The 12,271-nt window shown below is 27.3% G+C and carries 11 protein-coding genes; all 11 read left to right on the forward strand.

From position 1 onward, the window contains the following. Positions 1-71 precede the first annotated feature (71 nt). Complete coding sequence (locus EG57_RS0211335; RefSeq protein WP_032077325.1) at positions 72-1,595, forward strand: hypothetical protein; 1,524 nt, start codon at positions 72-74, stop codon at positions 1,593-1,595. An 835-nt stretch (positions 1,596-2,430) separates the two neighbouring features. Further along, the gene (locus EG57_RS0211340) at positions 2,431-2,955 is read left to right on the forward strand and encodes a hypothetical protein (protein ID WP_032077326.1); all 525 of its coding nucleotides are present in this window, start codon (positions 2,431-2,433) and stop codon (positions 2,953-2,955) included. Positions 2,956-3,263: 308 nt separating this feature from the next. Further along, positions 3,264-4,100: a hypothetical protein gene (locus EG57_RS0211345; RefSeq protein ID WP_032077327.1), complete on the forward strand. Its 837-nt coding sequence runs from the start codon at positions 3,264-3,266 to the stop codon at positions 4,098-4,100. Positions 4,101-4,102: 2 nt separating this feature from the next. Continuing rightward, positions 4,103-4,966: a DNA adenine methylase gene (locus EG57_RS0211350; RefSeq protein WP_032077328.1), complete on the forward strand. Its 864-nt coding sequence runs from the start codon at positions 4,103-4,105 to the stop codon at positions 4,964-4,966. Positions 4,967-5,110: 144 nt separating this feature from the next. Further along, positions 5,111-5,239: a hypothetical protein gene (locus EG57_RS27290; protein WP_278246465.1), complete on the forward strand. Its 129-nt coding sequence runs from the start codon at positions 5,111-5,113 to the stop codon at positions 5,237-5,239. 354 nt (positions 5,240-5,593) lie between these two features. Beyond that, positions 5,594-6,724, forward strand: coding sequence for a hypothetical protein (locus EG57_RS0211355; RefSeq protein WP_032077329.1), 1,131 nt, complete (start codon positions 5,594-5,596; stop codon positions 6,722-6,724). A gap of 265 nt (positions 6,725-6,989) precedes the next feature. Next, the gene (locus EG57_RS25435; RefSeq protein ID WP_052037870.1) at positions 6,990-7,520 is read left to right on the forward strand and encodes a WG repeat-containing protein; all 531 of its coding nucleotides are present in this window, start codon (positions 6,990-6,992) and stop codon (positions 7,518-7,520) included. 1,165 nt (positions 7,521-8,685) lie between these two features. Next, complete coding sequence (locus EG57_RS0211365) at positions 8,686-9,228, forward strand: recombinase family protein (RefSeq protein WP_032077330.1); 543 nt, start codon at positions 8,686-8,688, stop codon at positions 9,226-9,228. Positions 9,229-9,720: 492 nt separating this feature from the next. Then, on the forward strand, positions 9,721-10,251 hold the full coding sequence (locus EG57_RS0211370) for a recombinase family protein (RefSeq protein WP_032077331.1): 531 nt from the start codon (positions 9,721-9,723) through the stop codon (positions 10,249-10,251). A gap of 72 nt (positions 10,252-10,323) precedes the next feature. Further along, positions 10,324-10,923 (forward strand): hypothetical protein, encoded by a 600-nt coding sequence (locus EG57_RS0211375; protein ID WP_032077332.1) that lies wholly within the window; start codon positions 10,324-10,326, stop codon positions 10,921-10,923. Positions 10,924-11,395: 472 nt separating this feature from the next. Next, a complete protein-coding gene (locus EG57_RS0211380; RefSeq protein ID WP_032077333.1) occupies positions 11,396-12,127 on the forward strand; it encodes a metallophosphoesterase in 732 nt (243 codons plus the stop codon). Positions 12,128-12,271 lie beyond the last annotated feature (144 nt).

A 12,271-nucleotide genomic window follows, 5' to 3' on the forward strand; every position in this document is an offset into this window, starting at 1 on the left:
GGAAATATTCTATCTTTTTGCTTTGAGATTATGATACTCTATAATAAAAACAGCAAAAGGGGTAGATATTTATGCATAAGCGAAGTGAATTTGATCGTTATACAGGTGAAGAGGCAATAGATAATATCTGTTATGAATATAGTCTGTTCCAAATAGGCACATTTCAATATCCAGAGGCAGGAGTAAAAGAGCATGTTGAGGCGTTTTGGAAGGAATTATTTAAGATAATAAACAAAGTTATCTTTGAAGGAAAAGACACTGAAGAATACATAGATATGGTGAAAAATAAAACTGATAGAGAAGACAATGACATTGAAGACGAAGAAACAATTAGAAATAAAGTTAAACGTATATTTGATGTAACAGCAACTTATAGACAGGAAAAGGGTAGAGTTAAAGAGATTCAATTTACTGTAACACCTTTAAAAGCTTTTGATCTGAATGTACTTTATAAGGAATTGAAATATACATTTATCATAAAGGCAGAAGAAAATTTTTCAAAGGATTTCTTACGAGAAATAATAGGATGTACAGTTGACTACTGGTATAATAGCTTACTTGCTGAAAATTTGATTGAATTCAATCAGGTTATTGATGAAATTATTATGCAGTATGAATTTAATAAATCAAAGGAAGAATTTATAGGTATACTAGGAAAAGGACTGGAAAAGCTGAAAGTAAAATTTAAAATAGAAAATAGAGAAGTAATAAAAAATTTTGATGATTTAATGGATTATAATGGTGAAGATAAAGTTGAACCAGTAGTAGATATTATAAATATGATTATGAACAGTATAAAAAGTTCGGGGTATAGTAGCGTGTCTGAAAAAGATAGCTTAAGTAAAGTGAGAAAGGATGCCAGAGATGGCTTTATCAATGAAATATTTGACCAGATTCGTATAAATAATTATATTGACAAATTGCAAGAAAACCAGTATAAGCTTGTTGAAATATTTGCCTTGTTGAGAGAGGTTTCTGACATTGTAATTAAAACAGTAAAAAGTCTGAAAGTCAAACATTGCAATATATCTTTTGGTTTGGGAGAAGGATTCTTGGATGTATCAGAAGAATATGCAGTCATAGGATTATCAGAAGATGTAATCAAGGATTTGAGTACACTGGCATTGTTTGATGAGTTTGTGGAAGAAAGGGTCGAAGCATACAAGGAAGACCTACTTAATGCTGTTTTTACATATAAGCAGCCATATGGAATCATTAAAGTAAAGCCTGATAGATCAATGGTGCCAAAAGAATTGGGGATATACTCTATTGAAGCTCTACATAACCTTTTCAAAAAGTATACGCATAGAGATATTAATTCTAGTAAAGCCAGAATAGGGGTAGCATATTATGAAGATAATTATGAAGATAAAGATATTTTTGCTGTTATAGAAAAAATACCTGTAACTGAAAGAGAAGCAGAGGAAATTTGTGAAACTGATGATTGTTTAATAATGGACAATATAAAACCTTCAGTAGAAGAGAAGAGAAAAGGTAAGACCAAGATAAAAGTGATATTTAAAATAAAGCCTTATGATAAGAAAACCAACGATTATGTTGATATGAAATTGAAAGATATATTAAAAACTGAATAAAAAAGTTTATCAAGAAACATGGATTTATCCATGTTTTTACTTTTTTGTAAACATTGAATGTGAAGAAGTAGATACTTTTTTTAATACTCTGGATGTATAAAATATGCTTTTAGAAACAAGAAAACGTTTTCTGAAATTTTTATAATTTTTTTTATGGAAAAGATATTGTTCAGAGATTACTGAAACAACTAATATAGAGAGTTCTTATTCAAAGTCATATCAAAATATAAATTTCAATTTGGAAATTAATTTTATTGTAGAATCTAGACATAGCAATTGATGAAAACAAAATTTAGTTAATGGTCTTTGAAAATTTCATAAGTACTAATTTAAAAAGGGGTAGATTGTGGAAGAAAAGAATTGCATCGATTGGATTAAAGTAAGATAGAGCAAAATTTTTAAATATTTTTTAAGTCATTACGAACAGATTACATAAAAACACACTTTTGGGATTTTTCTATAAAATAAGATTAAGTTTGGATGTAAAAAACAACACTTTTAGAGCAACTCCAGACAAGTTAAGAAATTTAATTAAGTAAGTATTGAAACGCAACTATAATAAAGACATAGCAAGCGAGAAAAACATAAAACAAAGGGTCTTTGAAAAATGAATATGGTTTAAAAATTAGGTTATGAACTTATGTTAGGAGAAATAATGAAAAGAGTTTTGGAACTTAAAGAGTTTAGAAAATCAATAAAAACTGATGATACTTTACTGCTAGATATTTTGGAAAATACTGAGGTAAGTTCTTAGTAAGGCTAAATTTATTTATTAGAAATTATTAGATCCTAAAAATAGGAACAAAATATAAGAAATCATGGAGGTAGATTGAAAATGATTAAAAAGGAAGAAAAATTAGAAAATATTGAGTCAATAAACTTAATGGAGTTTTTAAAGAATATCCCATGTGGATATATGGTTATGGATAGTGTCGATATAAATGGAACAGGATATAAAACTACAATTTTTATAAAAACACAAACAAAACTGATTAAAAGATTGGGATATTCACCAACTATTGAGATAAGAGCTGGAATTTTAAATATAGATAGTATACCAGTATTAAATATACAATTACGTATAAATATGAGTGATAGATTGCATTTTGAAGGATTTCTTAATTATATGACAGAAAATGAACTGCCTGCATTCAAAGACTTTTCCACGATTGATAATATCAATTTGGTATTTGTTAATGAAAGAATGGAAATAGTCACTATAGTTAAGGTAAAAAATGATATTAAAGAAGACTTCAAACGGTTTTCTGAGATTGCTTCACAAAGCAAAACTTGGAGTATGTCTGATTTTGATGAAGCAAAAGCAAAATTAATGAATAGATATTCTGTTATTGAATTATGAGACAAGTTTAGAAAAAACAGCTAAAAAGATGATGGGGTATTTAGATTCAATTTATAAAGAAAAATGCAATTACATAAAAATTTTAAAACAGTTTTTTAGAGTTAATAGCCTTTAGGTGAAAAAAAGAACACTTTTTATACAACTGCTGAAACAAATCCTGAGAGTTTGAATACTAAATACACCACTTTTTTATGAACTCACTACTTTTTATAAGTTAAGGAGTTAGGCAAATCTGGGTTATATTATAATAAAACCATAGAAGTTGAGCCAATCAACAAGAAAAAAGAATGTGAGGAGGATAAGTTATTATGAAAAATAAATTAAATATAAATAAAGAAAATAATGGAGGGGAAGCAATTATGAAAAATAAGAGTATTGAGGTATTAACAAATAATTATTTACCAGAAGGAAATAATATGGATATAGTAGATAAAGCTAAAAATTTAGTTAAAGATGTTAAAAGTTTTGAGGAAATTGAAAAAAAGCGTGTTTTAGAAATCATGAGATTTAGAGTATATAGAGGGGAGTGTAAAGGCTATAAAAATGGAACTCTTTTAGTAGAAACAACATTCTTAAAATGTACTAATGGAGAGAAATTAATAAGACCTTATAAAGAGGTAAAAAACAACCCTAAAAGTTTCTTAGATGATTTGAATGATTATGTAATACTTATCAATACATCAATAGAAAGTATCATTGAATGTATTGAAGATACATATATACAATCAATGACAGAATATAAGGAAGATGTTTTTGGAATTAAGGCTAAAGCACTAGGATTTTATAATGACATAATAATGTATAAAGAAAATAATCCAGAAGAGTTTATCTACTTGCAAGAATGTGAATTTAAAGGAAATATGCATAAAGGATACTATATTGATGAAAATACTTTGGTTATTACTAAGAAGTTTCTAAATGATAAAATATTTAAACAAGAAGATATTACTGGTGAACTTGTGGATATTAGTTCAAATAAAAAGGGAGAAATATTAGAGATTTTTAAAGAAATGGGACTAATAGTATGTAGGTATTCTACTAGAAAGGATGTAGATGTACGTTTTACAACTGAAAAGAAAGGTGAAAAGGAATATGCATATATTTTTAAAATAGACAAGTCATTTTTATCAAGGGAGGTAGCATAAATATGGGCAAAAAAGCGTTAAATCCATTAATTAGCCCAGGGAGTAAAATGTGGGCGGTTGACATATACAATCCCATTATTCTAGATTGTGCCAGAAGGCACAATCTATCCACATACATCGAAGGGTCGGGGGCAGCAGCTAGAATGCTTGTCAACCTTGAAAGGGGTATTTTTAAGAAGAGAATCTATAATGAATGGGAATATGATTTTTGTTGTTATTTTGCAAAGCTATCAGATATACATGAAACAAGGTTACTAATTAAGACTATAGAGGAATTAATAAATAACTTTAGCCCAGAGGATCTTTTTGAATTATGTGAGAAAATTATAAAAAGTGAAGAGTTAAAAATTTTAGATAAAACTTTAGTAGCTGCAGTAGCATTTATTCGTTGTTTTAGTACTTATCGTGCGAATAGAAAGAGTTTCTATGCGGATATATTTGAAAGAAATATAATAAGACCTAAAAGATATTTAAAGTTATTAGAATATAATAACGCACTACAAGATATAGTGGTGACTAATACAGATTGTTTTAATCTTGCAAGAGAATATAAAAATAATGGTGACTTTTTCTATTTTGGGGATCATCCTTACTGGGGCAGCAAAGTATATGGAGGAGAAGCAGATTGGAATGATAACCGATATATAGAATTTGTGGAAATAGCAAAAGAGAATAAAATGAAAATGATGATATGTGATACTAAGAATCCGTTTTATGATGAACTAGTTCAATATTATGGTTGGAGCAAATATTTTATCAAGTATAAGCATAATAATATGGGAGATGAACCAATGCCAGAACATATTTGGGTAAATTTTGATATTCCATTATATCTATTACCAGAAGACACAAAAAAGGTTTTATAGTACAAGCTTTAATGGAAATTCACTCCAATTCAAGCACATCAAGCAAGTGGTACAGTAATATTGAGCATTTAAAAAAATTCTAGAGCTAAATTATCAAGACAAATTGTAAGAATATTAAAAATAAGGAAAGAGGAGATGTTAATTATGGAATTTAAAGTTATAGGTGAAGTTGAAAATTTGAGTGTTAGTTATTATGAAAGAGGGGTAAGCGTAGTTGCAAAAGAAGGTCTTATAGGCTTGGAGGATAAGCATGGGAAAGTAATTATTAATTAAGAGTACAATGCACTAGACATTGAGGATGAAGGTGTTGTAGCCGCTAAATGTAAAAACTACATACATGTTTATAAAAATGGGTTGCTAGCGATAGTTTTGGTTCATAAACTTGGCACTAATGAGTGTCAGGTAATTGGAATAGGTGAAGGATTATTACCAATGCTTAAGAAAGAGATAGTTAAAAGGGGAACAGTATAAACTATTTCCTTTATAAAATAATTCAAGGGAAAATTAAGAAAATTATTAAAAATGCTTTTTATTTTGGAGTATTTTAGAGATATATTCAATACAGGTATAGGAATCATTAATGCTTTATGATGGATTAATAGAAAATAAAAGAAAGAGGGAATAATCATGATAAATTTTAAAAATTCAAAGATTAATCTTAAAGAATATATAGGTTTTGAAGAAGATTTAAGTGATGTGTTAAGAGATGATTTCTCAGAAGAGGAACTAGCAGAATTTTCAGCTGAAACATATGTAATGTTTGAGGAAGCTGTAGAGATTTTGAAAAAGCCGTTTGACCTATTAGATTTTACAAATTTATTACGTAGTATATTGAAGGTAAGTTGGGGGTATTCAATAGCTCTTTATAGATATAGTTCACCTTTCTCATATAAAAATCTAACCGATATGTATATAAATATTAGGCGTTATAAAAGATGTGGTAATATAGAAACAGAATATACACCAATTGATTTATTTGTATACACTTTAATATTTGATGTTAATGTAACATTTGATGAAATAAATGCTTTAGTTAAAGAAATAGCAGACTGTCAAGTAGAGATATATAGATCAATAAAAGGAAATATTGCTGATTTTTCAATGAGACAAATTATAACATATGCAATTGAAGGAGCTAATAAATGGGGTATAGTATATATTTCATACGATGAATCTGGGAATGTTAAGTATCTTCTAAATACAAGTTCAGATATGTTTGCAGACATATGTATTAAAAAGCTGAAGGAGTATTTAGATAATAATATACCTACAATTGCTGATTATAAAGATAACTTAAACTCATCAACAGTATCCTTGGAAGAACTTGATGAAATCTTTGGTAATACATTGTATATGGAAGAAGTTTATAACGAACGAGTAAATAAAAGTTGTTCTAAATCAATTAGAACAACTTGGTTTAGAGAACCTAAAGATTCGATGACTAAAGAGGTGAAGAGTCTTGCAAAAGATATGATCATGGGTGTTAAATTCAATGGTTATCATAATGGTGAATATGGAGTTTATGAGGACAAGTATGATTTTTATAGATATACAAGATTCCAAATGGGAGAGGAGCGAGATCTTGAAATACAGATATTTCATATTGGTTGGAACAAATATGAAATATCTTTAAGAAGTTTAAATAATTCGTATATAGATTGGCTTAAAGTGGTAACACTTCGTAAATTAAAAGAAATATTCTTGATGCTTAGAAAACCACGAGAATCCTTGGAAGTGTATGTTAGGGAAAATGTATAAGGTATATGTATAGCAAGAGAATCTTATTAAGGGGTAAATAGAATTAAAATACACAAAATGAGGGAGTCACAGTATGTGGCTTCTTTTCCATTAGTATGAAGTATGTAAAAGCTGCTGAGTTAAGGATAAGAAAAGAATTGTAGAAATTAAAGAAAAAGCTTTTTATTTAACAGTTTTTTATGGAAATAAATTATGAATGTGGCAAGCAAAAATTTAATGAATGAATTTAAGTTACAGATTTTTTTAAAGAAGGGAGGTTAAATGGATGATTGAAAGTTTAGGGGAAATTTTATCTAGTAGATTTAGAATAATATATGAAGGGGAAGATTATTTTAGTAGAAAGTATGGTTTGGTAAATATGAAAGGTGAGGAGATTTTGCCTTGTATATACGATTGCATATATAATTTTGATTTTTATAATAATATGTTGACTTTAGAAATAGGTGAAAAATATGGATGTGCAACTAGTGAAGGTAAAATAGTAGTTCCTGTAGAGTATGATTATATTCAAATGCACAAATGTGTAGTTGCAGCTAAAAAAGATAATAAATATGGTTTTTTCAATCTGTCTGGTGAATTAATAATTCCTTTTGAATATGTTGATTATATAGAATGTGAAAATATTTTATATATGGATGATAAAGAAACATATTATTATGGAGTAATAAATCCTAATATTGATGAAGTTACGTATATTCAAGAGTCAGATATTGTTATGTGTGAAGATGGCATAATATTGGCCAAGTTAGGTGACAAGTATATTTATTATCATGGTTGTGAGCAAATGATGATTTAAATGATGAAAATTCTTGTGGAGAGATATGGGCAATTGAAGGCTTCAGTTTTTATTATGTAGTATAAAAGGTACTTTAAATATATGTATATAAAAATCAATTATAAAGTGAATTTAGCATCAATAAGTTAGAAGGATATTAAAACTTTTCAGATATCTTATGTAAGTGAATGGTTATAGCCACATGTTATATAAAAATATCAGAAGTGGTAGCAATAATATCACCAAATACAGAAATAGAAATAACGCATGAATGTAAAGTTACTATTAAAAATGAAGTTAATAATATTAAAATTTTTTAACTTAGATATAGATATTTAAAAAGTTTTTATTAATTTCATTTTAGTAAAAAGTAAGTTGAATCTTAGTAAAATCAAGCATTACAACATATAAGAGGTTGAACTATATAAAGAGAAATAATATAGTTGTATCAATAGATATTGGTTAAAGTATGAAGAAATGCAGTGCTTGTAAGTAAAAATACTAATGTTGTTAGAGATGATATAGTTTCAATCTAAAATTGTATGAATTATTTATTAATTTAATTTTATGGAAGAATAGACTGTAAGACAAGAGAAATCAAAGTACTATACCAAACTGAAAATATTATTGTATAAAGTTAAATGATAACTGATAAAATAAATGATTGGTGTTTAAGATATTATAATATTTATGATTTACAGCTTAAAGGGATTGACAATGGCTTATATTCTAAACCTTATGGTAGGATTTTTAGATAATTATAAAAGAAGAGTAGATAACATCTACTCTTAATTAAGTGGTGATATTTTATTATTAATTTTTTCTTTACCTTTAAGAGGCGCCCCTGAAAATTAGAGGCTATGCATTGTACTTTATAACGATAAATGCATATGGATAAAATGGAGTTACAAAAATAGTAACCTTTATTTTATCGAACCATTTAAAGGACATAAAATATCACCATCCTTATTCAATTATAGTGGGCATGCCAATACAAAAATACAATTGCAATGATACTACTATTATATGTTAGAATTAAATACATTATGTACTACTTTGAATGAAAAATTTTATAAAAAGATAATTACAAAAAAATTTAGCAAGTTAAGAGAAAAATTATATTTAAGAAAATTTTATAGACTTAAAAGATAATAATTAACTAGATATATGAAAGAGGTGAGGGGAAATGAATTATGGCTATATAAGAGTTTGCAACTTAAAAGAATTATTGGAATTCAAAGCAAGGTCAAATACAGATATTATAATAAGTGAGTTGCTAAATTTAAATAAGACAAAGAGTTCAAGCAATGTAGAATTCGAAAAGTTGATAGAAGTTGTAAAATCTGGTGACAAAATTATAATTAAAAGTATAGAAAATGCTTGTAGGATTACCAAAAATTTTGATGGGTTAGAAGATTTGTTAAAATTGATTGATACTTGTAATAAAAAAGGGGTAGAGCTGATTTCAGAGGAGGATGAAAATATTGATGTGCTAATAACTAAAGCGGGCAATTCTATGATTTCAATGTTAAGAAAGGTTATAACTGTAACAATAAATAATATTAATACTAATAACAAAAATTCTAGAACCATTAATTATGCAGATAACTTCATGTCAGTTTATCATGACTATAGGAGTAGAGCTATAAGCAGTGAAGTTGCTGCGGAAAAGCTAGGAATAAGTTTAGGGACTTTTTATAAACAAGTATATCTATTTGAAAGTGCGTGAGTTATTTAAGAATATGTATAACAGAAAACTGTGGGAATTTTAAGAGCTATTTTGGGAAGCACTAGGTATTTAAAAGTGTTTGTGAAAATGACTCTTAATTTTTTTGTTTTTAGATTTTGTATATCTTACAGTACTTTTTTATGTAAGATATCAAATTCGATCAAAAAGGCTTACAAATCGATTTTTATATATTTACAGGTACTTTTACTTTACTAACTATTAAATTGTCACAAAAGGCTTCAAAAGCTTATTTTAACATTTGTATATTTTTGTAAGTTGTACAAATGCTTTTAGTAAAATAATGGATATAAATTCGCATGATTTTAATCGAAAATATTTTGGAAAAAAGTTAAAATATTTTCCACAAAACCTTGATGTTAAAGGGATTGTACGGTATCATTACAACAAAATAAAGCATTAAGTAACTGGGGAAATTTAAAGAATAATTTATTTTAAAGAATAAAATTATAAAAACTGTTAGGAGGAATGAGTGTGATTTATGCTTATATTCGCACAGGAAAATTAAAAGATATTGAGTATATAAAAGAAATGTCTAAGGCAGATATTGTATTAATTGACCTTGTAAGCGAATGGGGTACTTCAGAAAATAATGAATTTGAAAAGCTTGTTGATTCATTAGAGGAAAATGATACAGTTGTTATAAAATCTATTGATAACCTAGTAACAATGAGTAGAAAAACTCAATTTTGCGATATAAATGATTTTATCTCATTATTCAAATTGTGCAGGAAGAAAAATATAAAGTTGATTTCTTTAGAAGATAAAAGAGGTATGGATCTACTTGATGTAGATGCTTATAAATTAATTTGTTTAATAGAGGAGGGGATCAACAAAAGAATGAATTTAACTACAAAGTTAGGTAGACCATCAAAATTTCCTAAATGTTTTCTGGAAACTTATTATAAATTCAGAAACAAAGGAATAAATGCATATGAAGCTGGAAAAGAACTTGGGATAAATTATAAAACATTTTATGTATTGGTAAAGGAATTTGAGAGTTAAGATGATAGCAATGTAAAAGCAAGTAAGGCAAAAGAATTTAATGTAAAGGAATTATGATATGAGGTGAGTTGAATGTTAGATGTGTTAAATATAGAATTTTTAATGGCATTAAGAAGAATAAACGTTGATGGTATAGAAGATATGGTAAAAAGTATACTTGGAAATAAAAAAGCTGTAGTTGCAGAGTTGATTTATAATAAGGTAAATTTAGGAGATGGGTTCTATTTTACACACAGGTTAGATAAGGATATTATTGTAGACACAAATACTGGCAATGTATATAGAATAGACAATAATAGGTATCAATCGGTTGTATATTATAATGAAGTGTCAGTTAGAGACAGAAGAACTGGTGAGGTGCAGGAAGTATTGAAAAATGGTGTTCTTGATTTTGGAAATGTGAAAGTATCAAGTTCATATACATTTGTAGGTGGAAATAATTATTATGCAGTACCGTTTGATATTCCTTATCGAATTAATGTTAGAGTTCATACAATAATAGCAGGAATGACCTATAACTATGATGTATTAAATGCCATGGGAATCAAAAGAAGCAAAGATATTCATCATGAAAAGAGATGGAAATTAAACAGTGACAATTCAGGCAAAAATTTGGAGTTGATAACCATAAAAGAGCATAAAGAAAGGCACAAAAAGAATAAATATGAGTAGGTGAAAATTTGGTTAAAGTGAAAGTCAATAGCAAAAATAGTATAAGTATTGAGTATGAATTATAGAGATGTACTTCCAAGTTATGAGTGAGGTGCATCTTTAATTTTTTTATTTAAAGAGCTTTGTCCCAAGTATGCTTTGATGATTAATGTTTTAGAATGGCTAAAAAGGAATAGAAAAGCAAGAATTATTATAGAAATATTGAATGATTATGAAGATAAAGTAATAGTTAAGAGGTACATAAATTTTGTATCAAATTAGAAAATAAGTGGCTCAGTATTTTCTAGTTTAACGGTATAATGAAACATCTAAAAATTTTAGAGCTAAACTTTATTTTATTATATTTTATAGTGTTAGCACAGCAAGATACAAGATTAAGTATTTTAAGATTTGAATAGCTGTTATTTCATGTGATCTTTACATCTTTGTATTGCAGAAAATCTTAAAAGACTATACAAAGGAGGTGGTATGGATGCTAATAATTGGTGATATTCATGGACAATTAAGTATACTCAAAAAGTTACTCGAAAATGTAAAAGATGATAATATTTATTTTGTAGGTGATTTGATAGACAGGGGGATACATGGGGTAGAAACATTACAATATGTTAAAAACAAGAAATATAAGATAGTATTAGGAAATCATGAAGCTATGATGCTAAAATATCTAGAAAGTAAGAAAGAATGGGATAAACAATTATGGTTTGATAACGGAGGTCAGGAAACATTATTTGCATATAATCAGTTATCGGATCAAGAACAAGGAGAAATATTATGTTTTATAAAGAGGTTACCATATTATTTTTATATTGATGACATTGACATCTTAATTAGTCACTCAGGGGTAAATGCTAATGCTTATTTTTTGAAGGATTCAGACGCTAACAAAGCTGATTTAAAAACTCTTTTAAATATTCAGGAACCAAAGGATTATTTGTGGTCAAGACATGAAGAATTTATTTTTAACGACAATCTTAAAGAGTATAGTACAGTTTTTGTTGCAGGACACACAATAACAAAAAAGATAGACTTTTTTATTGATGAACCTAAAGTTTTAAGATTTGATAACAGGTTTTTAATTGATTGTGGAGCTTTTAATACTGGAACATTAGGAAGTATTAAAATATCTGATAATAATGTAAAAGCACACTACTACAGTGATGAAAAAGGCTACTATGTAGAAGATTTAGGAAAGTTAAGATAATGTTTGATACTGTTGAATTTATTGTGGTTTATGTATTTTATATTGAAATGGGGTGCATATATAAAAATATTGTATCAAGATCTAAATCACCTTGATTTTATAGTAAAAGGGATTCTTAAAAACAAAAATTAAATTTAAGAAAGG

It is taken from the genome of Clostridium drakei (assembly GCF_000633595.2).
Classification (GTDB): Bacteria; Bacillota; Clostridia; order Clostridiales; family Clostridiaceae; genus Clostridium_AM; species Clostridium_AM drakei.

What these genes read in the sequence shown, in the direction of transcription:
- EG57_RS0211335 (WP_032077325.1), top strand. Translation starts at nt 72, where the DNA reads ATGCATAAGCGAAGTGAATTTGATCGTTATACAGGTGAAGAGGCAATA.
- EG57_RS0211340 (WP_032077326.1), top strand. Translation starts at nt 2,431, where the DNA reads ATGATTAAAAAGGAAGAAAAATTAGAAAATATTGAGTCAATAAACTTA.
- EG57_RS0211345 (WP_032077327.1), top strand. Translation starts at nt 3,264, where the DNA reads ATGAAAAATAAATTAAATATAAATAAAGAAAATAATGGAGGGGAAGCA.
- EG57_RS0211350 (WP_032077328.1), top strand. Translation starts at nt 4,103, where the DNA reads ATGGGCAAAAAAGCGTTAAATCCATTAATTAGCCCAGGGAGTAAAATG.
- EG57_RS27290 (WP_278246465.1), top strand. Translation starts at nt 5,111, where the DNA reads ATGGAATTTAAAGTTATAGGTGAAGTTGAAAATTTGAGTGTTAGTTAT.
- EG57_RS0211355 (WP_032077329.1), top strand. Translation starts at nt 5,594, where the DNA reads ATGATAAATTTTAAAAATTCAAAGATTAATCTTAAAGAATATATAGGT.
- EG57_RS25435 (WP_052037870.1), top strand. Translation starts at nt 6,990, where the DNA reads ATGATTGAAAGTTTAGGGGAAATTTTATCTAGTAGATTTAGAATAATA.
- EG57_RS0211365 (WP_032077330.1), top strand. Translation starts at nt 8,686, where the DNA reads ATGAATTATGGCTATATAAGAGTTTGCAACTTAAAAGAATTATTGGAA.
- EG57_RS0211375 (WP_032077332.1), top strand. Translation starts at nt 10,324, where the DNA reads ATGTTAGATGTGTTAAATATAGAATTTTTAATGGCATTAAGAAGAATA.
- EG57_RS0211380 (WP_032077333.1), top strand. Translation starts at nt 11,396, where the DNA reads ATGCTAATAATTGGTGATATTCATGGACAATTAAGTATACTCAAAAAG.